Genomic DNA, 21,927 nt, shown 5'->3' with positions numbered 1-21,927 from the left:
AGGGTAACAAGCCATGCCTCCACTCACACCATCTCGCACAAAGTACCGTAAGGTAATGAAGGGTCGCCTCCGCGGAAACGCGAAGGGCGGCGACACAATCGCATTTGGCGACTTCGCTATCCAGGCGCTCGAGCGCGGTCATTTCACCGGCCGTCAGATCGAAGCTTCCCGTGTTGCGATCACTCGTCACATGAAGCGTAAGGGTAAGCTCTGGATCCGAGTTTTCCCGCACAAGCCAATCACCAAGAAGCCACTCGAAACTCGTATGGGTAAGGGTAAGGGACCAGTCGACCACTACGTCGCTGCGATCAAGCCAGGTCTCATCCTCTTCGAGCTTGCCGGCGTACCAATCGCCGTTGCTCGTCAGGCAATGTCCCTCGCTGACGCGAAGATCCCGTTCAAGACGCGTTTCATCGAGCGCGATCGCGACTAAACCGGAAAGGAAACCATTATAATGAAGACAAAAGACATTCAGGAACTTTCCGTTGCAGAGATCGAAAAGAAGATCCGCGAGACTCGCGAGAAACTGCTCGACCTGCGTCTCAAGAAGCAAACTGGCCAAGTGGAAAAGACCCACGAGATCACTGCTGCTCGCAAGAGCATCGCTCGTATGGAAACTATCCGTAACGAGAAGATCGCTGCTGAGAAGCAGTCTGCCTAACCCTTAGATTCATCCGGCAATGGAAAATTCACGTAACAAGAGAAAAGACCTTCAGGGCGTTGTCACCTCCATTATGGGCGACAAGTCCATCAAGGTGACCTACAGCTACAAGAAGGCTCACCCTCGCTACCGCAAGGTAATCAACCGCAAGACCGTCGTTCACGTACACGACGAGGAAAACACCGCGCGCCTCGGCGACAAGGTTGAGATCATGGAAACTCGTCCACTCAGCCGCCTCAAGCGCTGGCGCCTCGTCAAGGTAACGGAGCGCGCTCCAATGCTCGGCAAGAAGACTCTTGCTGAAGTTGAAGCGGAACAGGAAGCCCACGCAGCGGAGTCCGGCACAGAAGCATAAAGTAGGGGAGACTAGCCAAACATGATTCAATTACGTTCATCTCTCCAGATCGCGGACAACACAGGAGCCAAGCGCGCCTGCATGATCCGTCGTCTCGGACAAAACAAGAAGACTGCCGATGTAGGCGACGTAATCGTCGTGAACATCAAGGAAGCAAGCGTCGACTCTTCCGTTAAGAAGGGATCGGTCGTCAAGGCTGTGGTCGTCCGTACGAAGGCTCCTATCCGCCGCAAGGACGGAAGCTACCTTCGCTTCGACTCCAACGCTATCGTTATCCTGGACAACAATGGCAACCCGAAGGGCACCCGTATCTTCGGACCAGTCGCTCGCGAACTTCGTAGCAAGAAGTTCATGAAGATCGTATCACTAGCACCGGAGGTACTCTAAGATGGCTACTGCACACATTAAGAAGGGCGAGGAAGTCGTAGTACTCGCCGGCAAGGAAAAGGGCAAGCGCGGCAAGGTATTGCAGCTGCTCCCTGCGAAGGACCGCGCAATCGTCGAAGGCTTGATGATGATCAAGCGTCACGAGAAGAAGTCCGAAGAGAAGCCGGAAGGCGCCATCGTTGAACGCGAAGGATCCATCCACGTTTCCAACCTCATGTCCGCGGAGAAGTACGACGCTCGCCGCGCCAAGTAACATTCAAAAACACAAGCTGCCGTAATCGGCATCGAGAACCAAGAAATTCGGGTCGGAAATCCGGATTCATCAAAAACCAATGAGCTCTCAAGAAACTCCAGCACTCAAGCAACACTATATCGATGTAGTAGCACCGGGCCTCAAGAAGTCCCAGGGTTACAAGAACGACATGGAGATCCCAGTGATCGAAAAGGTCGTGCTCAACATGGGTATCAATGCTTCTGCAGACAAGTCCGTCCTTGAAGAGGCGGTTAAGAACCTCAGCGCTATCGCAGGTCAGGCCGCCGTTCGTACCTACGCTCGCAAGAGTATCGCGAACTTCAAGCTCCGCGAAGGTATGCCTATCGGCTGCAAGGTTACTCTCCGTGGCAACCGCATGTGGGACTTCCTTTACCGTCTTCTCGCGGTAGGTCTTCCTTCTATCCGTGACTTCCGCGGAGTGCACTCTCGCTTCGACGGCAATGGCAACTACTCGCTCGGCGTAACCGATATCACGATTTTCCCGGAAATCGCGACCGACACGCTCAAGTACCAATCCGGTCTCGAGTTCACCATCGTTACTTCCGCTGCGACCAACGAAGAAGGCAAGGAGTTGCTCACGCTTCTTGGAATGCCTTTCCGCAAGCAGGAGAAGAAGGAAGAAACGACAGCAGCTTAATACATTTAGAATATGGCAAAGAAATCAGCTATCGCCCGTAACAAGAAGCGCATGCGCATGGTTGCCCAGTACGCCGAAAAGCGTGCTGCCCTCAAGGCAATCATGAAGGATCCAGAAGTTTCCGACGAAGAGTTCTACGCAGCCCGTGACAAGCTCACCAAGCTGCCTCGCAACTCTTCTCCCATCCGCATCAAGAACCGTTGCAACGTCACTGGACGTCCTCGCGCTTTCATTCGCCGCTACGGGCTTTCTCGACTCACTTTCCGTGAGCTCGCTCTCCAAGGTAAGATTCCGGGCGTAACTAAGTCCTCTTGGTAAGCGAATAGGCATTGACGATTTGATTTCACACGATCAAATCGTCCGCCTTTCCAAATATTTACATCTCGGGCCGTGAGTTTGGATATCGCGCGGCCCTCAAACCACTAATACAAGTATGCACACTGATCCAATCAGCGACTTCTTAACGCGCATTCGTAACGCTTCCCGTGCCGGTAAGGCGGAGACGTCTGCGCCGCACTCAAAACTCAAGGCAGCTATCGCCAAGGTTCTTCTCGACGAAGGATTCGTAAGCGAAGTGAAGGACGGTACCGACGAGAACGGCCACAAGACAATCGTGGTCACTCTCAAGTATGTAGATGGGGAAGCCTCCATCAATGGTATCGACCGCGTCTCCAAGCCAGGTCTTCGCCTGTACGCTAAGAGCAACGAGATTCCTCGTGTTCTCAACGGACTCGGCGTTTGCATCCTCACGACTCCCAAGGGAGTTATGAAGGATCGCGATGCGCGTCGCCAAAAGCTTGGCGGTGAACTGATCTGCAACGTTTGGTAAGAAAGGAAAACCAGAAATGAGCAGAATCGGAAAACTCCCAGTCGCTATCCCAGCTGGCGTCAAGATCGACGTCAAGGGCACCACCGTTAAGGTTGAAGGCCCCAAGGGTAAGCTCGAAAAGACTTTTAACTCAGCGGTAGCTATCGCGGTAGAGGATGACCAAATCAAGGTCAGCCCCGCGGAAAGCACACGTTTCGCCAACGCCATGTACGGCACAGCTCGCTCCATTATATCGAATATGGTGCAGGGCGTAGTGGAAGGCTATTCCAAGGATCTCGAGATCTCCGGAGTTGGTTTCCAGGCGAACCTCAAAGGCAACGTCCTCAACCTCAAGCTCGGTTACTCGCACGATTGTAACTATGACATCCCTGCGGGCGTTACTATCACGGTCGACGGTGGCACCAAGGTTAAGGTTTCCGGGATCGACAAGCACATGGTCGGTCAGGCAGCGGCTTCCATCAAGAAGTTCGCTCCAATCGAACCTTACAAGGGCAAGGGTGTTCGCATTGTTGGCGAGCATGTAATCCGCAAGGAAGGCAAGTCGGTCTAAGCCTCGGCTTAGGACTTGATCCGCAAACTCCAAAAGAAGAGTTAACAGATGAAAATTCAGAAGAAAAACGACCTAGCGCAAAAACGTCGCTGGCGTATCCGCAAGAAGGTTATCGGCACTTCCGAGCGCCCACGCCTCAGTCTCCACCTCAGCAACAAGCACATTTACGCGCAGGCGATCAACGACGAGTCGGGAACCACCGTCGCGTTCGTTTCCAGCCTCGGCAAGGACGTGCGCTCCCAAAGCCTCAAGGCCAATGTCGCTGGCGCAGCTGCCCTCGGCAAGCTGTTCGGCGAAAAGGCGAAGGAAGCGGGTGTCAGCAAGGTCGTGTTCGACCGTAACGGACGCAAGTACCATGGTTGCGTCAAAACATTCGCAGATGCCGCTCGCGAGGCCGGCCTAGATTTTTAATTGCCCTATGATGACTTCACAGCAAAACACAGGCGGGCCAGGTCGTTCTGGTCCAGGTGGTAACCGCGGCCCAGGCGGTCCAGGCGGAAATCGTGGTCCAGGGGGCAACCGTGGTCCAGGCGGTCGTGGTCCAGGTGGCGGTCGCGGCGGTCCTCGTGGGCAACGCGAAGAGCGCGAAGACGACGGAATCTCCGAAAAGGTAGTATTCATTAACCGTTGCGCCAAGGTCGTTAAGGGTGGACGTCGCTTCAGCTTCTCCGCTCTCGTCGTCGCTGGTGACCAATCCGGTCAAGTCGGAATCGGTTACGGCAAGGCGAACGAAGTTCCTGAAGCTATCCGCAAGGGCACTGAGCAAGCTCGCAAGAGCCTCGAGCCAGTAAAGCTCAAGGGTGACACCATCCCGCACGAGGTCCTCGGCGAGTTCGATGGCGGCAAGGTTCTTCTCCGTCCAGCGACCACGGGTACCGGTATCATTGCTGGTGGCGGTGTTCGTGCGGTTCTCGAAGCGGCAGGCGTGCAGAACGTTCTCACAAAGTCTCTCGGTTCCAACAACCCGAACGCTATCGTGCTGGCGACTCTCGATGGCCTCAAGAAGCTCAAGACCTACGAAGACTATAAGCGTCTCCGCGGTTAATCTAATTCAAAGAAGGAACTTCATAAAATGAGACTTCATAATCTATCTAACGTTAAGGGTGCCACTCACCGTCGCAAGCGCGTCGGTTGCGGCGAAGGCAACGGCCATGGCAAGACCTGTGGACGTGGCGGCAAGGGACAGACTGCTCGTTCGGGCGGCGGTATCCGTATCGGTTTCGAAGGTGGCCAGATGCCAATCTTCCGTAAGCTTCCGATCCGCGGGTTCAACAACAAGAACTTCCGCACGGATTACGAATCGGTCAACGTAGGCGAGCTCTCTAAGCTCGACGACTCGGTTACCGAGGTTGATCGCGAAGCTCTTGCGGTAGCTGGTCTCGTTCGCTTGAACGACAAGCCGCTCAAGATCCTCGGCGAAGGCGAAATCACCAAGGCACTCAAGGTCAAGGCTGTTAAGTTCAGCGCTTCCGCAAAGGAAAAGATCGAGAAGGCCGGTGGCGAAGCCATCGTTTCCGAAGCTTAATCCTCGCACTGATCCCCGACTCCTCAAGGCATGCTATCTGCGTTTACCAACTGTCTGAAGATTCCAGAGCTTCGTCAGAAAATCTTTCTGATGCTCTCTCTTCTTTTCATCGCCCGAATCGGCGCGAACATCCCGCTCCCTGGCCTCGACATGAAGCCGTTGCAGGACTATTTCGCCGAACAAACCGCTTCGGGTGGCGGCAGTCTGGTGGGGCTTTACAACATGTTCACTGGTGGCGCATTTTTGCGAGGCGCAATCTTCGCTTTGGGGATCATGCCATACATTTCCGCTTCCATCATCTTCCAGTTGATGGGAGCTGTTTTTCCTGCTCTCGCTCGATTGCAGCAAGAAGGGGAGGCGGGGCGCCAAAAGCTATCCCAGTACACGCGTTACGCAACGGTTATCATCGCGGCGGTCCAAGGTGTGTTGTTGATATTGGGTCTGCAGAACCCTGGAACTCTGTTCCCGGGCTTTTCGACGGACGGCTACGGTGATATCATCATCGAGGACAAGTTTTGGTTCCTTTTGTCTTCCACCGTTTTTCTCACTGCAGGTGTCGTGCTGCTGATGTGGATTGGTGAACAAATCACCAAGCTGGGTATCGGCAACGGTATCTCCATTCTCATCACCATTGGTATCATCGCCGACTTGCCCGGTGCCGCTCAGGCGACCTATGACCTGTTTTTTGGTCCAGTAGGCGTCAAGAAGCTCGTCTTCGGTCATGGCCTCTTGATGGCAGGTTTGCTTATCGTGGTGACGGCTGGTCTCGTGGCGGTCATTCAGGCCATGCGTAAGATCCCAGTGCAGTACGCAAAGCGTGTTGTAGGGCGCAAGGTCTATGGAGGTCAAAGCTCCTTCATGCCTCTGAAGGTCAACTACGCAGGGGTTATGCCGGTTATCTTCGCCTCGGCTCTTCTGTCCTTTCCGCAGCAGATCATCTCTCAGATCGGGGCGGCCTTGGAGTTGCAGTGGATGGTGGACGCCTCGATGTACCTCGCTCATGGATCCGCATCCTATTACATCGTCTTTGGCTTGATGATTCTCTTCTTCAGCTACTTCTGGGTTTCGGTAATGTTCCGTCCCATTCAGATCGCTGACGATCTCAAGAAGTATGGAGGTTATGTCCCGGGCGTTCGTCCTGGGCAGCCAACTGCCAAGTTTCTCGACTTTGTTATGACGCGCTTGACGCTGGCGGGGGCAATTTTCCTCACGGTCATCACGGTTTTCCCAGATGTGCTGCTGTACCTTTACGAGATCCCGATGCGCGTCGCCATTTTCTTTGGAGGTACCGGGATGCTTATCACGGTGGGCGTCGCTCTCGACACGATGAAGCAAATCGAGACGCACCTTTTGCAACGGCACTATGACGGCTTCCTCAAGAAGGGGCGCATTCGTGGCCGTAATCAAGCTCGGGGCTCGGAGGCCGCTCTTGGTGGCGCGACTGAACTGAAGAACGTGGGACAGCTCTACTTTGCGGTTCTTGCAATCTTCGCTGTTGGGCTAGCTGCATATTTCATCCAGATTTATACAAATTAAACTTTACTTTCGTGGCCTGAAGGGCCATCTCCTTGCTCCTTTTTCTCATCGCAGAGAACCTGCGCGTTTAATTGGCTCAACCTTCGCCGCGATATAGCCAAATCCGGAGCGTTTTCGCTTCGACGGCACTTCTTCACAAATACTTTTAAACCAATAACTTGCTAGAACACTATGCCACGTATCCTAGGCGTTGACATTCCAGCTAATAAGAAGCTCGAATATTCTCTCCGTTACATTTACGGTATCGGACCAACACGTTCAAAGACGATCCTCGCGGAAACTGGAATCGATCCAGACATGCGTGCGAAGGAACTGAACGAGGAGCAGATCAATGCCATCATGAGCAAGATCCAAGAGCTTCATTACGTTGTGGAAGGTGACCTCCGTCGCGAGCTTACCGGAAACATGAAGCGCTTGCAGGCGATCAACTGCTACCGTGGATTGCGTCATCGTCGTGGTTTGCCCGTTCGCGGCCAACGCACCAAGACGAACGCTCGTACTCGCAAGGGCAAGGTTAAGACACAGGGCTCGCTCCGTAAATAATTAGGAACATCACGTCATGTCTGAAGAACAAGTAAAAGCTGAAGAAGAAGAAGCGAAGGACGTCGCTGCCGAAGGTGCAGAGGCGGAAGCTCCTGTCGAAGAAGAGCTCATTGGTGGTGTCAAGAAGCAACCAACGGCTCAGGATCTCCTCAAGGAAGAGATCGGCGAGCTCAAGATTCGCAAGGCCAAGGGTAGTAAGAATATTACTACCGGCATCGCGAAGGTCAGCGCCACATTCAACAATACCATCGTAACCATTACGGACCTCAAGGGGAACACCATCTCTTGGGCCAGCGCTGGTAAAATGAATTTTCGTGGTTCCCGTAAGTCCACTGCTTACGCTGCCCAGATCGTCACCCAAAACGCTGCTAAGGCGGCGATGGCGCACGGTTTGAAGGAAGTAATGATCGAAGTCAAGGGACCTGGAATGGGTCGTGACTCCGCGATTCGCGCGTTCCAAACGCTCGGTCTCGAGATCTCCTCGATCACTGACACGACACCCATCCCTCACAACGGCTGCCGTCCTCCTAAGCGTCGTCGCGTCTAGTCGCGGATCGCTGATAACTCTGAACTCTCAAATTTAAGAAGATCATGGCTCGCTATACCGGACCAACTACCAAGATCAGCCGACGTTTCGGACAGCCCATTTTCGGCTCATCCAAGTCTCTCGAAAAGCGCAACTACCCACCTGGCCAGCACGGACCACGTCTCCGTCGCAAGCAGTCCGAGTACTCTATCGGTCTCGGCGAGAAGCAAAAGCTTCGCTTCATGTACGGCCTGATGGAGAAGCAGTTTCGCCGTACGTTCGACAAGGCAAAGGCAACTCGTGGCGTTACAGGTACTATCTTCCTGCAACTCCTCGAGACACGGCTCGACAGTATCGTTTACGACCTCGGTTTCACCAAGACTCGTAAGGCCGCTCGTCAGTTCGTGAACCACGGACATATCTGCGTGAACGGCAAGAAGGTCGATATCCCCAGCTATCAAGTAAAGGTGGGCGACGAGATCGAAGTTCGTAACGCGACCTCTTCCCGCCAGCTGGCTACTCGCAACATGGAGGCTAACCGCATGCGCAACGTTCCTGATTGGATGACGCGTCAAGACGAAGCATTCCGTGGCGTCGTTAATCGTGAGCCAACTCGCGAAGAGCTCGAGCCAAGCATCAACGAGCAGCTGATCGTTGAGTTCTACAGCCGCTTCTAATCGCGACTGTACTCATCCCATTATTTTCACTCCGACCAACTAATTTTAAGCCCATCCGTAGCCCATAACGCAACATGCCGAAACGTATTGGAAAGTTCGAACTGCCAAACCGCCTTGTTAAAGTAGAAGAGGGCTCCTCTTCCACTTATGCGATGTTCCATGCTGAACCCTTTGAAGCGGGTTATGGGCATACCATTGGCAATTCGCTGCGTCGCGTCCTCCTCAGCTCGATCGAGGGCGCAGCAATCGCTTCGGTTAAGATCGAAGGGGTTAGCCACGAGTTTCAGAGTGTGGACGGTATCGTTGAGGACATCACCGATATCGTTCTCAACCTGAAGAAGGTTCTTCTGGTTTGCCACAAGCGAGAAGGCGTAAAGTTGATGATCAACACCAATCGCTCGGGTGCGATTACCGCTGCGGACATCCAACCGGATTCCAACGTGGAAATCGTCAATCCGGACCAGATCATCTGCACGCTCGACCGCGAAATGCCATTTACGGCTGAGTTGGAAGTCAAGGTGGGTCGCGGATATTGCCCAGGCGACGAGAACAAGGACGAAGAAGATCCGATCGGAGTGATCGCGATCGACTCGCTCTTCTCCCCAGTCAGCTTGGTCAAGTACGCGGTTGAAGCGACTCGTGTCGGTCAGATCACCGATTACGACAAGCTTCTTCTGGAAGTGTGGACCGATGGACGTATCACGCCTGACGACGCTCTCAAGCAAGCAGGTGCGATCCTGAAGCATCACCTCGATGTCTTCGACAACGTTTCAGACGAGAACTACGAGTTCGAAGACGAAGGTGGCGAAGTCAGCGAAGAGCAAAACAAGCTCCGCAAGCTGCTCAACATGAGCGTCAACGAAATCGAACTTTCCGTTCGCGCCGCGAACTGCCTCAACAACGCGAATATCACCACCGTTGGTGAGCTCGCGATGAAGAGCGAACAAGAGATGCTCAAGTACCGCAACTTCGGTAAGAAGTCTCTCAATGAAATCAAAGACAAGCTCGAGTCCCTCGGTCTCTCGCTTGGCATGAAATTTGACGAACGCCTCCTCGATAACAAGAAGGAGCTCTAAACGTAACCTTACACTCAGACAGCCATGCGTCACCGCAAGCATCGTAATCAACTCGGCGTAAAGAAGGAGCACCGCGAAGCTCTCCTCGCCAATCTTTCAACAGCGCTCATCCAGCGCGGCCGCATCAAGACGACCCTCAAGAAGGCAAAGGCGCTCCGTCCATTCGTAGAGAAGGTCATTACTCTTGCCAAGAAGGGCTCCCTGCATGACCGCCGCATTGCGATCTCTCGCGTTCGCGACGTAGACGTCGTACATGAGTTGTTCGAAGAAAAGGTTGAGCAGTTCAAGGATCGCAACGGTGGCTACACTCGTATTTACAAGATCGGCACACGCCGTGGCGACGCCGCTGAAATGGCTTTGATCGAGCTTATCGACGCTGACGACGAAGGCTACGGCAAGAAGAACAAGCCTAAGGCTAAGAAGGCTGAAAAGCCAGCAGCTGAGGAAGCGGCTCCTGAAGCGGAAGCTTCAGCCGAAGAAGCTCCAGCAGCCGAAGCGGAAGCTCCAGCGGCAGAAGAGACCAAGAAGGAAGAAGAAGCCAAGTAAGGCCTCCTCCCAAATTCTAATCTTTCCTATTTCCTGAGAATGCGTTCTTCCGCGAAGAACGCATTTTCGCGTTTTAAAAACCTAACACTTTCGTGCATCCCTTCACTTGGTTTCTCATACTCTACACTGGTTCTGCGCTGATCGCGATCGCCAGCCTGTGGTTCTATTATGAGAAGAGGGAGAAAAGAGTGTTCGATATCAGACGCAAGCGCCGCGTCTTTCACTGCGTGAAGTGCGGCGAGTTGTATTCGATTCGCAAGAAAGACGTGTCCGATGGGCAGCAATGTCCAAAATGCGGATACAACAACTTCGAACTGTCCTTTTAACTTGAGGCGCCCGCTGAATACGAGTGACAAGCGCCCCCGCCAGTATCTTTAATCCTAACCTTTACCATGAAGCACCAGACCATAGCGGTACTCGATTTCGGATCACAATACACCCAGGTAATCGCCCGTCGCATTCGCGAATGCAATGTATACTCGAAGATCTACTCCTATAAGACTTCCGCTAAGCAGTTGCAGAAGGACGGCGTGATTGGAGTTATCCTCTCTGGCGGTCCATCCAGCGTACTCGCTCCGAATTCGCCTCAGGCCGACAAGAAGATCTTCTCGATTGGAGTTCCCGTACTTGGTATCTGTTATGGCGTTCAGCTGATTGCTCATTTGCTCGACGGAAAGGTGGAGAAAAGCAAGGAGCGTGAATATGGACATGGAACTTTGACCGTCTCGCGCAAGGGAAGCCTCTTCCGTGGCTTGCCCAACAAGCTTCGGGTTTGGAATTCGCACGGGGACCGCTTGGCTAAGTTGCCTACCGGCTTCTCGGCGATCGCTTCGACGGAGAACTCCAGTTTCGCCGCCATTTCTGACGAGAAGCGAAAGATTTACGGTATCCAATTCCACCCGGAAGTGGACCATTCCGAAGGCGGTATCAATATCCTCGAGAACTTCCTGCGCAAGATTTGCGGTTGCAAGGGAGACTGGTCAATGGCTGACCTGGCCCGGGAGTCGATCGAGAATATTCGCAAGATCGTTGGTAAGGATCGCGTATTGCTCGGTTTGAGTGGTGGCGTGGATTCGTCCGTAGCGGCTGCCCTGATACACAAGGCCATTGGTCGTCAGTTGACTTGCGTCTTTGTCGATAACGGGTTGCTTCGCTTGCACGAGCGAGAGTTGGTGGTCGATCTCTACAAGCGGAACTTCAACATGGATGTTCGCGTCGCGCGGGCTGGCTCCAAGTTCTTGGCTGCATTGAAAGGGGTGACGGATCCTGAAAAGAAGCGTAAGATCATCGGTAAGACCTTTGTCAAAGTCTTCCAAGATTCGCTTAAGCGTATAGGCGACGCCAAGTTTCTCGCGCAGGGAACGCTGTATCCTGACGTGATCGAAAGCATCTCGATCGATGGAAATCCTGCTGCGACGATCAAGAGCCATCACAACGTGGGTGGTTTGCCGAAGAGCATGAAGTTTAAGCTGCTCGAGCCGCTCCGCGAGCTCTTCAAGGACGAAGTACGCGCTCTTGGAACGGCACTTGGTTTGCCTAAGGAAGTTGTCTGGCGTCAGCCTTTCCCAGGCCCTGGCTTGGGCGTGCGCGTTTTGGGAGAAATCAACAAGCGTAATCTAGACATCTTGCGCAAGGCGGACGCGGTGCTGCACGAAGAGATGATGGAATCCGAACTTTACTACAAGGTTTGGCAGTCCTTCTGCGTCTTCCTGCCGGTTCGCACGGTAGGGGTGATGGGAGACGAGCGTACCTATGACAATGTAATCGCCCTTCGGATCGTCGAAAGTAAGGATGCGATGACCGCTGACTGGTCGCGTGTCCCGTACGAAGTGCTGCAGCGCGTCTCAACGCGTATCATCAACGAAGTTGAGGGTGTCAATCGCGTCGTTTACGACCTAAGCTCGAAGCCTCCCGGCACCATCGAGTGGGAATAGCGTATCCGCTTCCAAACTACTATAGACTTTTGCGGGGCGGGAGAGATCCTGCTCCGTTTTTCCATCCACAGAATTACAGCCCCGTTACCTGATATGAATCGTATCTTCCCCAAGTCCGTCGCTTTTTTCGCGACTCTACTAATCCTCTCCAGCAACGCGTTTGCCCAGAAAGCCTCGGAATTATCCGACGCAGAAAAAGAAAAGATCATAAAGGAAACGGTGGCGCTTGGGCGTGAGTACATGGGGGGCGATGCGAAGCTCAATGCCATTCAGTCGGTTCGTTTCGAAGGGGTGCTCGTTCAGCCGGGCGGCATGTCAGGGACGGTAGAGTCGGTGATGAAGAAGCCCGGATATTACCAGTTTATATCCTCCATCGGTGGTATCCGTGAAACTTCCACGCTTGCTCCCACCGGCGCTTGGAGAAAGCTGGAGAACTTTCGTGAGCCGGGCGCGTACACCTTAAGTTTCTACGACGTCGAAGAGTTGCGCAACTTGGAGGCAACCATCTCTGACAGCCTTGGATTCTTGAAGGCTCCGAAAACGCGCAACGGCCGCATCGAGTTCGTTGGCAAGGGAAAGGTTCGTGGAAAGCAAGCCGTCATCCTCAACTACGTCTACAGCGATGGGATTTGGTTTCGCCGCTATTTCAACCCGGAGACCGGGCGAGTGATGTTCATGCAAAGCTCGAAAGGGATGGTGTTTACCTACGAGGGAGATATCGAAGTCGACGGAGTTCGTTTTCCCAAGAAGGTCCTAGTGACTTACGTTTCGCAATACGGGGAATCGACGATGGAGATTTCCTACTCCAAGGCGGAAGTGAACCTCGAGGTGGATTTGCAGCGCTTCAGAGTCCCGCAAGTTGGAGAGTAGGGGAACGCAACTTTCTCTTTGCCATGCGTGAAGGCGCATAGCAAAAGTGTCGCCATGGCAGACTTGGCCTACAGTTCACGTACCTTTTGGGATAAGCTTTCCGCTTTCTGCAAATCAGCTGAGGTTCCTCAGTCGATTGTGGATACGGTTTCCTCGGTGCTCGGCGAAGTCCGGGAGCAGGGAGATGCCGGCATAGCGAAGGCTCTCGAGCGAATCGACAAGGTTACGCTCTCTCCTGAATCCTTCCCCATCAGCCGCGACGAGATGAAGGCCGCGGTGCGACGTTTGCCCAAGGGCGACGTCCAAGCGATCAAGGATGCGGTGGCATCTGTCACCGAGTTTCACAAGCACGCTTTGCCGCAGTCTTGGACTGCCAAGAACGCTCATGGTGCGACCATCGGCGAACGCTTCTACCCGCTCGAAAGAGTGGGTCTCTACATTCCGCGCGACCTCGTTTCGACGGTTGTGATGACGGCTGCTCTCGCCAAGTTGGCCGGCGTAGAGGAGATCGTAGCCTTCACGCCTTGTGGGCGAGACGGACAGGTCAACGATGGCTGTCTGGCCGCCATGTACTTTTCTGGTGTTACTGAAGCCTATCGTTTTGGCGGTATCATGGCGATCGGCGCGGCTGCATTTGGAACGGAGTCAATCAAGCCAGTGCTCAAGGTTTACGGTCCGGGAAACGCTTTCGTGGTGGAAGCCAAACGCCAGGCCTATGGGACGATCGGGGTCGACTTGCTGCCCGGCCCCAGCGAATTGCTGGTGATTGCTGACGACCACGCCGACGCGGACTTCGTTGCCTCCGATCTGCTTGCTCAAGCCGAGCACGGTTCCGGCCGCGAAAAGATTTTCCTGGTAAGCCTTTCCAAGGAGAAGACTAAGGCGATTCGTGCTGCTATTCGCGAGCAACTCAAGAGCTTGCCGCGCAAGGATGCGATCAAGTCCGTCTTAAAGGACGGATTCTTCTCGGTCGTGGTTAAAGACTACGATGAAGCGGCCTCAGTTGCGAACTACGTCGCGCCTGAGCACATGGAACTCGAGGTCGATCCGAAACAGTTCAACAAGCTGATCAAGTCGATCACCACAGCTGGAGCTGTCATGCAGGGAGCCTGGTCTGCTACGGCTCTGGGAGACTTTGTCGCAGGCCCCAGCCATGAATTGCCGACAGGCCGTTCCGGGCGCCATTTCAGCGGTTTGCAGATAAGCGACTTCATGCGTCGCTCTAGCCTTGTTCGCTACTCGAAGTCAGCTTTGCGAAAGGCGGCTTCTACCGTCGATGCCTTTGCTCGCATGGAAGGCTTGGCGGCGCACGGTCGTTCCGTCAGCTCGCGACTGGAGAAAGAGGGATGAGCGCGGCGAATTCACCTTTTGGATACGCCTTGCCGCATATCCAAAAAATGCACGGCTATACTCCTGGCTTTCAGCCCAAGGGCGATGGCTGGGTTAAGATCAATACCAACGAAAACCCTTATCCTCCCAGTCCCGCGGTGGAGGCGGCCCTTAAAGCAGCCATGGGAGATGTCCTGCGTCTCTATCCGGATCCGCGCAGCGAAGCGCTGCGCGAGGAAGCGGCTAAGCTTCATGGCGTCACGCCCGAGCAGGTAATCTTTGGCAATGGTTCCGATGACGTTCTAAACCTCTTGGTACGCGCCTTTGCCAGCGAGAGTCCTGCCAGCTATTTGTTGCCCAGTTATTCCTTGTATCCGGTTCTTTGCGGTATCCAAGATACGGGCACGATAGAGGTCCCCTTTGACCGGTCGATGGAGCTGCCGTTTGAAGCATTGGAGAAAGTCGAGGCCAAGATTCTCTTCATCACTTCTCCGAATGCTCCGACGGGAGTTGGCTTTTCGAATGCGGATCTCTCGCGAGTGATCGAAGGTTTCGATGGAATCGTGGTTGTGGACGAGGCCTACGCAGACTTCGCCGAGGAGAATGCTACGGAGCTGCTTGCGAAGTATCGCAACCTAGTGGTTACGCGCACGTTTTCGAAGTCTTACGGCTTGGCAGGCTTGCGTCTTGGCTATGCGCTCGCGGATAAGGAAGTGGTCGAAATCCTCGATCGAGTTCGCGACAGCTATAACGTGAACCGACTCTCGCAAGCGGGCGGACTTGCCGCTCTGAAGGATCAGAGCTACCTTAAGGCGGTCGCTGCGAAGATCTGCCGCACGCGCGATTACTACCGGGCGGAGTGGGAGAAGCTGGGTTGGTTCTGCTACCCCTCCCAATCGAATTTCCTCTTCGTGGAGCCGCGGAATGCAGCGGGTGAAAGTGGAGCAGCGGTCGCCCAGGACCTCTTCGAGTTTTTCAAGGCGAACAAGATCCTTGTCCGCTATTTTCCGTCCAGCCCCTTGACTGACTCCTTCCTGAGAATCAGTGTGGGCGACGAAGATCAAATGCTCCGAGTGAGCGAAACCATCCAAAAATGGCTGAAGAACGCATAGCATCCCTCAAGCGCACGACGAAGGAGACTTCGATCGAAGCGGAGCTGAAAATCGACGGAACCGGTATTGCAAACGTCGATACTGGCATTCCGTTCTTCGATCACATGCTCACGCTTTTCGCCGGTCACGGTTTGTTTGACCTAACGGTGAAGGCGGAAGGCGACATTGATGTGGATTATCACCACACCGTCGAGGATGTCGGCATCGTCTTGGGCGATCTCTTCAAGCAGGCCTTGGGAGACAAGGCTGGAATTGCTCGTTACGGCTTCTTCATCCTGCCGATGGACGAGTGTTTGACGCGTGTAGCGATTGACCTCGGGAACCGTCCGTTCTTGCAGTACAACGTTGTTTCGCCAACCAACTACGTTCGAGATTTCAACATTATCCTGATCAAGGAATTCTGTCGCGCCTTTTCGAATACGCTTGGGTCTAACCTGCACATCGAACTCGAGTACGGAGAGGAGCCGCACCACATCGTGGAGAGCATCTTCAAGTGTATGGCCCGCGCGATTGACGCGGCTTCGCGGATCGACCCGCGCATGAAAGGTCGTCTGCCCTCGACCAAGGGAATGCTGTAGAAGGGCTGACGGTTGAAGGGAGAAGGCTGGAGGGATTGTCTCATCGCTTCAGGACAAGCCGCTTAAAAAACATGAGCAAAGACATCGCGGTCATTAACTACGGTATGGGTAATCTTCGCAGCGTGGAGAACGCGCTGGCAAAGATCGGAGCCAAGCCACGAATTGTAGCCACCCCTGAAGAAGTAGGGGAGGCGGACGGCTTGATCCTGCCCGGAGTGGGAGCGCTGCGCGACTGCGTGGATGGCTTGAAAGCCGTAAAGTTCGACGACCTTATTCACGCTTGGGTGAGGGAAGGGCGCCCCTTTATGGGAGTATGCCTGGGGTTGCAGGCGCTATTCGATCACTCCGAGGAAGACGACGTCACCGGACTTGGCGTGTTGCCGGGCAAGGTGGTTCGCTTCAAGTCGCGTCCGGGCTTGACCATTCCGCACATGGGGTGGAACCACGCGAGACTGGTGCAGCCCGGCTCGCCGTATTGGGCGGAACTCGACCCCGCAGAGGATCGTTTCTACTTCGTGCACAGCTATCATATCTTGCCGGAAGATCCCTCGATCGCGTTGACCACCACCGACTACGATGGCGAATTTGCCAGCTCGGTAGCGGTAGGTTCGCTCATGGCCAGCCAGTTCCACCCGGAGAAGAGTCAGGCCAAGGGATTGCAGCTCTACGCCAACTTTGTGGCTCAATGCCCTTAGATTAGCGAAATTGTTGAGAAGCTGTAGTTTAGCTAATATCTCTTTTCAGGCTAGCCCACCCTTTACAAGGAGGGTTCAGAGGGCTAGTTAGTTGGGTTTTCGTAAATCGGACTTCCCGATTCTTATTACCGCCAAGATCCATAAACTGACTTCAGCCTGACAATGAGCAAAAAGGCCATTCTCAAAATCGACGATAAGGAACTCGCATTTCCCATTATTGAGGGAACCGCGAACGAGAAAGCTATCGATCTGCGCACCTTGCGTGCCCAGACCGGTTACATCACCTACGACGAAGGTTTTGGGAACACAGGGTCTTGCCAGAGCGAAATCTCTTTCATCAACGGGGAGAAGGGAATCCTTCGTTACCGTGGTTACCCCATCGAGCAAGTTGCCAAAAAGTCCGACTTCGTCGATTCCTCCTACCTCATCATCTACGGAGAGCTGCCGACTGAGGAAGAGCGCCACGACTTCCTGCGCGAGCTGATCAAGACCTGCAACATCGACACGCGCATGGTGCGCCAATTCGAGGCGTTTCCTCCTTCCGCTCACCCCATGTCCATCCTCACTTCCATGATGGGCTCCTTGAGCAGCTACTACCCCGAGCTTTCTACCAACGACCGCGTGCTCGACCTGGAGAATTTCGACCGCTCCTGCGCCTCTGCCATCTCGAAGGTGATGACGGTGGCGGCCATGTCTTACCGGATCTCCAATGGGCTCCCCATCAACTACCCGAAGAAGGACCTGAGCTATGCGGAAAACTTCTTGCACCTCATGTTCTCCAGCCCGAACGACGAATACCACGCGCCCAAGGAAGTTGCGGAAGCTCTGGATCTCATTTTGCTCCTCCACGCGGACCACGAGCAGAACTGCTCAACCTCAACCGTTCGCATGGTTGGATCCAGCGGAGCTAATCTCTTCGCATCGGTCACTGCTGGCATTTGCGCCTTGTGGGGTCCGCTTCACGGCGGCGCCAACATGGGAGTGATCAAGATGCTGGAAGCGATCCACGCGGAAGGGGACGACGGCAGCCGATTCATCGAGCAAGCCAAGAGCGGCAAGAGCGGCAAGCGCCTCATGGGCTTCGGGCACCGCGTCTACAAGAATTTCGACCCGCGAGCTAAGATCATCGGCAAGGCCTGCGAGCGCTTGCTCGAAGCTCTCGGGACCGAAGATCCCTGTTTGGAGATCGCGCGAAATCTTGAGAAGGCAGCCCTCAACGACGACTACTTCATCAGCCGTAACCTGTACCCGAACGTTGACTTCTACTCCGGAATCATGATGCGAGCCATCGGAATTCCTCTCGACATGTTCACGGTCATGTTCGCCATTGGCCGCATGCCAGGTTGGGTGGCAAACTGGCACGAGGTCGCGTCGGCTCCGAAGGGCAAGATCAACCGTCCTCGCCAGGTCTACCAAGGTCAAGTTGAGCGGGACTTGCCGGAAAGCTACAATCGCCGCGGCTAAGGCGCTTGCCGCGTATCTCACTTTATCGGGCGGCTCCTCTGTCGAGGAGCCGCTTTTTCGTGCTCGCTGCGAAAGCCCGCGCCCATCCTACAGTTAGGCGAAGCGGAACGGTGCGTTTGCGCTTCTGCTTTGTCAGCCTCGCAGAATGCTTTGTTTCAGACGTAGCCTTCTCGGCTGGTTCGCTCTCTGTTTCGTGGCTATCGCGCAGGCTCAGAAAGACGTTCCCAGCGGCTATGTGTTCACGGGAGTCGCTCCGTATAAAGTCCACAAGAAGCAGCTGTGTCCGGTGCTTGGAGTCGCGAAGAAGCGGCTTTTGATTCAGACGGGTTCCGGTGTGAAGAGAACCCGTTTTGGCCAAGGCTCGGTTTCGCTGCGGCAGACGATCGTAGCGACTGCGCACAGGGCTGAGATTGCGAACCTAGACCTATCTTTCGAGAATCGAGCCCAATTCCGGCGCGATGGAGCCCTGCAAGCCGCCCTCGATGCCGACATCGAATACGCTCAGGCCAAGATGGACGAGATCGACACCACCGATAAACCTGTGGTGTCAGGACAGCCTCAAGGTATGAGCAAGGAGGAATTTCGCCAGTCGCTCTCCCAGGAGAGTTCTGCGAGTCGCCAGTTGAGCGACGCTATCGGGTCGATGGGCAGTCGTATGGCTGATACGATCTACGTGACTTTCGAGATCGTCCCGGAAACCGACTTCGAGGATACGTTCGCGGCAGTGGTGGTGAGTTTCGACAAACGTGACGACTCAGGTTCGATTTCCGGACGGTACCAAGTTCCGAGCCTCGAAATGACGGGGGATTTGCAGGCAGGGGTGCCCAACGAGGTATCCATCGAGGTGATGACGCCAGAACAGCTTTTGAGCAACATTGACCTGAAAGTCTTTCTTTTCACCCAAGGCGGCGAACCGATCGCGACCAATCTGTCGGGCTTGGTGCGAAGGATGCCCTCTGGGGAGGCAGTACAAACGCAATGAGCGTTCAGGAAACGGAGAAGCCGGAGCTTGCCCTGATGAACGTATCGCTGAGATCACGGACGCTGCTCGATTCGGTATTGCGATGGGCTTTTGTTTTCTGAGGTCCTGAATCGCCGATGAAATTGGGACAGGGATTGGAATCCGCTTTCGAAGGCCACGTCCGTTATGCTGCGATCCGTTTCCGTCAACAGAGCTCGCGCGGTTTCCAGCCGAGCGTGGTTGAGATACTCGGAGAACGTAATCCCGAGCGATTCGTGAAACAGCCGCGAAAGTCGTTCGCGACTTAGGCCAACGGCATTAGCCACGTATCCCAAGCTCAGGGACTCCTGGTGCTGGTCGCGAATTATCTGAGCCGCTTCCGCGATGCGCGATGGGAGTACTTCTCTCCCGTGGCCGTGGGGCGAGCTTAGGTGCTCAGATAGATCGTTCGCCACCAGTTTGAGCCAGCGTCGGTAGGCGTCTCTCTCGAGAGCTCCCGGTCCTGGGCTGAGGCTGAGCCACCCGAGATGCACGGCTCCTACCTTCATCTCAACCTGCGCCGCGTCGTCGCCCGCAGGATCGCTGTTCGCGTTGTCTCTTGCCACGAAGCGAAGCCGCTTGCGGAAGAGAATGCGAGCGTCCGAAGCAGCCTGGTCGAGCAGGTGGGTGCGCTCCAAACGGCGCTGAAGCAACTGCAGGGCGTACCTTGGCATATGCGAAAAATTCTTCGTTTCTTACGTTGATGTCAATAAATGCGTGTTCTTGGCGTTATCTGCGTAGTCTGAGCGTTAGAAATAGTGTATTAAAGATAACGATATATTTAATTCATCATGAAAGTAGAAAACGCACCCTTCACCCATCCCTTAATCAATTTCGAACTGCCTTCCGAGGTAGAGAGGATCCTTTCGGAGGCTCCCTCGGTAGTGGTTCCGGAAACCTTGGCGGACCTGCGTCGTCTCTCGCTTTGCGACGCGGACGAGCAGGGGTGGCACGACGTGTCCTACGAGGTTCCTGGTCGAGGCGACGTGCTGGAAGCCCGAGTTTGCCGGGTGAGCAACGGTATCGCTGCAAACTATGTGGACCCCTACATGCGTCGCCGCGATCCCGACTGCATGGTGATCGGTGACGCACGCCGCACGGACAAGCCGACTTTCGAGGGGCGCTACGGCAAGCCTTTTGACGACCTGCGGGGGGACACCTTTGATTGGCTGAAGACCCAGCCGCTGGCGGTATTCCCGTTCAACGCGGGGCTTCCTGGCAAGGGAATGGACGCCATCGTGGTGGCTCCGGCCAACGCCGGTTTCTTTGCCTTGGGACTCGCCCTCCTGCAAGGTATGATCGAGCCCAAGGACGTTCCGGAAGGCTTTTCTCCCAAGGCGGTCATATACGTGGCGCCGCCGTTCAGGCACACCCATTTCGACGGCAAGCAAGTGGTCGTCCACAACCGGCTCGACGGGATGCACGAGTTGTTCAGCTACAACCTCTATCCGGGGCCAAGCGCCAAAAAGGGCATTTACGGCGTGTTGCTCACCCTAGGGGAGCAAGAGAAGTGGATTACCATGCATTGCTCAACGGTAGAGGTCGTAACTCCCTACGACGGCCGCGTGGTTATCTCCCACGAGGGAGCGAGCGGCGGCGGCAAGAGCGAGCTCTTGGAGCAGGTGCACCGCCAGCCGGACGGTTCTTTGCTGCTCGGCGAAAACCTCGTCACCGGCGACCGTCGTTCCATCAGCTTGCCTCAGGCTTGCGATTTGCGTCCTGTCACCGACGACATGGCGCTCTGCCATCCGTCCCTGGACAATGGCACCGGCAAGTTGGGGCTCATGGACGCGGAAGACGCTTGGTTCCTGCGGGTCAACCACATCGATCGTTACGGCGTGGACCCGAACCTGGAGTCGATGTGCATCCACCCGTCGGAGGACTTGCTCTTCCTCAACATCAAGGCCCAGCCGAACAGCACCGCTCTGATCTGGGAACACATCGAGGACGAGCCAGGATCTCCCTGCCCGAATCCGCGTGTCGTGGTGCCTCGCAGCGCCATTCCCAATATCGTAGACGAAGCGGTTGAAGTGGATATTCGGAGCTTTGGGGTGCGTTGCCCTCCGTGTACGAGCGATAATCCGAGCTATGGCATCATAGGCATGTTCCACGTGCTTCCGCCAGCTCTCGCTTGGCTCTGGCGACTCGTCGCTCCGCGCGGCCACGCCAATCCGAGCATCGTGGACACGGGAGGAATGTCCTCCGAGGGCGTTGGCTCTTACTGGCCCTTCGCAACGGGACGCCGGGTAGACCAAGCCAATCTCATCTTGCAGCAGATCGTGAACACTCCGGAAGTGAGCTATATCCTTATGCCGAACCAGCACATCGGAGCGTGGAAGGTGGGCTTCATGCCGCAGTGGATCACTCGCGAATACCTGGCCAGAAGAAATGGCGCCAAGTTCAGCGAAAAGCAGGTAAAGGCCTCTCGCTGTTCGCTGCTGGGTTGGAATCCTGATTCCATCATGGTGGAGTCTCGCCAGATCGGAACCCGCTACTTCAACGTTGAGAAGCAACCGGAGGTCGGGGTCGAAGCCTACGACCAGGGGGCAAAGATCCTTCAGGACTTCTTCCGCAGCGAATTGGCGAACTTCGATTCGCCGGATCTCGACCCGCTCGGACGGAAGATCATCGAATGCTGCTTGAATGGCGGCACCGTCGAAGACTACGACGCTCTCCTCGGTAACGGAAGCCTTAGCAAGAGGTAGCCAGGTCCCGATTCCGTTCTTGTCAGCAGCCGCCGTTCTCGGTGGCTGCTTTTTTCTGCGCCTAGGAGGCTGCTGCGTCCAGACGGTTGCCGATGGGCGAGGGCAGGGCGATCGGCTC

Annotated in this window: 29 protein-coding genes; 28 read left to right on the top strand and 1 reads right to left on the bottom strand. The window is 55.0% G+C overall.

Annotated elements, in window-relative coordinates; translation table 11 throughout:
* Window positions 1-13 precede the first annotated feature (13 nt).
* From rplP to IEN85_RS23700, 27 genes are all read left to right on the top strand, one after another.
* Complete coding sequence (gene rplP / locus IEN85_RS23830; RefSeq protein ID WP_191619625.1) at window positions 14-433, top strand: 50S ribosomal protein L16; 420 nt, start codon at window positions 14-16, stop codon at window positions 431-433.
* Between the two features lie 21 nt (window positions 434-454).
* A complete protein-coding gene (gene rpmC, locus IEN85_RS23825; protein ID WP_191619624.1) occupies window positions 455-661 on the top strand; it encodes a 50S ribosomal protein L29 in 207 nt (68 codons plus the stop codon).
* 19 nt (window positions 662-680) lie between these two features.
* Window positions 681-1,016 carry a 30S ribosomal protein S17 gene (gene rpsQ / locus IEN85_RS23820; RefSeq protein WP_191619623.1) on the top strand — a complete coding sequence of 112 codons (336 nt, stop codon included), beginning with the start codon at window positions 681-683 and terminating at the stop codon, window positions 1,014-1,016.
* A 21-nt stretch (window positions 1,017-1,037) separates the two neighbouring features.
* Window positions 1,038-1,403: a 50S ribosomal protein L14 gene (gene rplN / locus IEN85_RS23815; protein WP_191619622.1), complete on the top strand. Its 366-nt coding sequence runs from the start codon at window positions 1,038-1,040 to the stop codon at window positions 1,401-1,403.
* 1 nt (window position 1,404) lies between these two features.
* On the top strand, window positions 1,405-1,656 hold the full coding sequence (gene rplX / locus IEN85_RS23810) for a 50S ribosomal protein L24 (RefSeq protein WP_191619621.1): 252 nt from the start codon (window positions 1,405-1,407) through the stop codon (window positions 1,654-1,656).
* 79 nt (window positions 1,657-1,735) lie between these two features.
* Window positions 1,736-2,314, top strand: coding sequence for a 50S ribosomal protein L5 (gene rplE / locus IEN85_RS23805; protein ID WP_191619620.1), 579 nt, complete (start codon window positions 1,736-1,738; stop codon window positions 2,312-2,314).
* 12 nt (window positions 2,315-2,326) lie between these two features.
* A complete protein-coding gene (gene rpsN, locus IEN85_RS23800) occupies window positions 2,327-2,632 on the top strand; it encodes a 30S ribosomal protein S14 (protein ID WP_191619619.1) in 306 nt (101 codons plus the stop codon).
* A gap of 115 nt (window positions 2,633-2,747) precedes the next feature.
* Window positions 2,748-3,143 carry a 30S ribosomal protein S8 gene (rpsH, locus tag IEN85_RS23795; RefSeq protein ID WP_191619618.1) on the top strand — a complete coding sequence of 132 codons (396 nt, stop codon included), beginning with the start codon at window positions 2,748-2,750 and terminating at the stop codon, window positions 3,141-3,143.
* A 16-nt stretch (window positions 3,144-3,159) separates the two neighbouring features.
* Window positions 3,160-3,693 (top strand): 50S ribosomal protein L6, encoded by a 534-nt coding sequence (rplF, locus tag IEN85_RS23790; protein WP_191619617.1) that lies wholly within the window; start codon window positions 3,160-3,162, stop codon window positions 3,691-3,693.
* Between the two features lie 48 nt (window positions 3,694-3,741).
* Window positions 3,742-4,104, top strand: coding sequence for a 50S ribosomal protein L18 (gene rplR / locus IEN85_RS23785; RefSeq protein WP_191619616.1), 363 nt, complete (start codon window positions 3,742-3,744; stop codon window positions 4,102-4,104).
* 7 nt (window positions 4,105-4,111) lie between these two features.
* Entirely contained in the window at window positions 4,112-4,738 is a 627-nt protein-coding gene (gene rpsE / locus IEN85_RS23780; protein WP_343222582.1) for a 30S ribosomal protein S5, read from the top strand.
* A 27-nt stretch (window positions 4,739-4,765) separates the two neighbouring features.
* Complete coding sequence (gene rplO, locus IEN85_RS23775) at window positions 4,766-5,218, top strand: 50S ribosomal protein L15 (protein ID WP_191619615.1); 453 nt, start codon at window positions 4,766-4,768, stop codon at window positions 5,216-5,218.
* Window positions 5,219-5,248: 30 nt separating this feature from the next.
* A complete protein-coding gene (gene secY, locus IEN85_RS23770) occupies window positions 5,249-6,754 on the top strand; it encodes a preprotein translocase subunit SecY (RefSeq protein WP_191619614.1) in 1,506 nt (501 codons plus the stop codon).
* Window positions 6,755-6,925: 171 nt separating this feature from the next.
* Entirely contained in the window at window positions 6,926-7,297 is a 372-nt protein-coding gene (gene rpsM / locus IEN85_RS23765) for a 30S ribosomal protein S13 (protein ID WP_191619613.1), read from the top strand.
* A gap of 16 nt (window positions 7,298-7,313) precedes the next feature.
* Window positions 7,314-7,844, top strand: coding sequence for a 30S ribosomal protein S11 (rpsK, locus tag IEN85_RS23760; RefSeq protein ID WP_343222581.1), 531 nt, complete (start codon window positions 7,314-7,316; stop codon window positions 7,842-7,844).
* Window positions 7,845-7,888: 44 nt separating this feature from the next.
* Window positions 7,889-8,500 (top strand): 30S ribosomal protein S4, encoded by a 612-nt coding sequence (gene rpsD, locus IEN85_RS23755; RefSeq protein ID WP_191619612.1) that lies wholly within the window; start codon window positions 7,889-7,891, stop codon window positions 8,498-8,500.
* Window positions 8,501-8,574: 74 nt separating this feature from the next.
* Window positions 8,575-9,576, top strand: a complete 1,002-nt coding sequence (locus IEN85_RS23750) for a DNA-directed RNA polymerase subunit alpha (protein WP_191619611.1) — start codon at window positions 8,575-8,577, stop codon at window positions 9,574-9,576.
* A gap of 24 nt (window positions 9,577-9,600) precedes the next feature.
* The gene (rplQ, locus tag IEN85_RS23745) at window positions 9,601-10,122 is read left to right on the top strand and encodes a 50S ribosomal protein L17 (protein WP_191619610.1); all 522 of its coding nucleotides are present in this window, start codon (window positions 9,601-9,603) and stop codon (window positions 10,120-10,122) included.
* Between the two features lie 92 nt (window positions 10,123-10,214).
* Window positions 10,215-10,448 (top strand): hydrogenase nickel incorporation protein HypA, encoded by a 234-nt coding sequence (locus IEN85_RS23740; RefSeq protein ID WP_191619609.1) that lies wholly within the window; start codon window positions 10,215-10,217, stop codon window positions 10,446-10,448.
* 66 nt (window positions 10,449-10,514) lie between these two features.
* The gene (gene guaA, locus IEN85_RS23735) at window positions 10,515-12,056 is read left to right on the top strand and encodes a glutamine-hydrolyzing GMP synthase (RefSeq protein WP_191619608.1); all 1,542 of its coding nucleotides are present in this window, start codon (window positions 10,515-10,517) and stop codon (window positions 12,054-12,056) included.
* Between the two features lie 93 nt (window positions 12,057-12,149).
* Window positions 12,150-12,926, top strand: coding sequence for a hypothetical protein (locus IEN85_RS23730; RefSeq protein ID WP_191619607.1), 777 nt, complete (start codon window positions 12,150-12,152; stop codon window positions 12,924-12,926).
* A gap of 54 nt (window positions 12,927-12,980) precedes the next feature.
* Window positions 12,981-14,276, top strand: a complete 1,296-nt coding sequence (gene hisD / locus IEN85_RS23725) for a histidinol dehydrogenase (protein ID WP_191619606.1) — start codon at window positions 12,981-12,983, stop codon at window positions 14,274-14,276.
* Window positions 14,273-15,367: a histidinol-phosphate transaminase gene (gene hisC, locus IEN85_RS23720; protein ID WP_191619605.1), complete on the top strand. Its 1,095-nt coding sequence runs from the start codon at window positions 14,273-14,275 to the stop codon at window positions 15,365-15,367. Before hisD ends, hisC begins: the two co-directional genes overlap by 4 nt.
* Window positions 15,349-15,945 carry an imidazoleglycerol-phosphate dehydratase HisB gene (gene hisB, locus IEN85_RS23715; protein ID WP_191619604.1) on the top strand — a complete coding sequence of 199 codons (597 nt, stop codon included), beginning with the start codon at window positions 15,349-15,351 and terminating at the stop codon, window positions 15,943-15,945. Before hisC ends, hisB begins: the two co-directional genes overlap by 19 nt.
* Before the next feature lie 71 nt (window positions 15,946-16,016).
* Entirely contained in the window at window positions 16,017-16,640 is a 624-nt protein-coding gene (hisH, locus tag IEN85_RS23710) for an imidazole glycerol phosphate synthase subunit HisH (protein WP_191619603.1), read from the top strand.
* Between the two features lie 162 nt (window positions 16,641-16,802).
* Window positions 16,803-18,104: a citrate synthase gene (locus IEN85_RS23705; protein WP_191619602.1), complete on the top strand. Its 1,302-nt coding sequence runs from the start codon at window positions 16,803-16,805 to the stop codon at window positions 18,102-18,104.
* Between the two features lie 145 nt (window positions 18,105-18,249).
* The gene (locus IEN85_RS23700; RefSeq protein ID WP_191619601.1) at window positions 18,250-19,086 is read left to right on the top strand and encodes a hypothetical protein; all 837 of its coding nucleotides are present in this window, start codon (window positions 18,250-18,252) and stop codon (window positions 19,084-19,086) included.
* 53 nt (window positions 19,087-19,139) lie between these two features.
* Here IEN85_RS23700 and IEN85_RS23695 read toward each other — a convergent pair whose 3' ends face one another.
* Entirely contained in the window at window positions 19,140-19,778 is a 639-nt protein-coding gene (locus IEN85_RS23695; RefSeq protein WP_191619600.1) for a helix-turn-helix transcriptional regulator, read from the bottom strand.
* A gap of 117 nt (window positions 19,779-19,895) precedes the next feature.
* On the opposite strand from IEN85_RS23695, the gene IEN85_RS23690 reads away from it, so the two are divergent.
* Entirely contained in the window at window positions 19,896-21,809 is a 1,914-nt protein-coding gene (locus IEN85_RS23690; RefSeq protein WP_191619599.1) for a DUF4914 family protein, read from the top strand.
* Window positions 21,810-21,927: the final 118 nt, after the last annotated feature.

It is taken from the genome of Pelagicoccus enzymogenes, assembly GCF_014803405.1.
In the GTDB taxonomy this organism is placed as follows: Bacteria; Verrucomicrobiota; Verrucomicrobiia; order Opitutales; family Opitutaceae; genus Pelagicoccus; species Pelagicoccus enzymogenes.
Note: the sequence above shows the minus strand (reverse complement) of the source record. Positions and strands in the feature narration are given on the sequence as shown.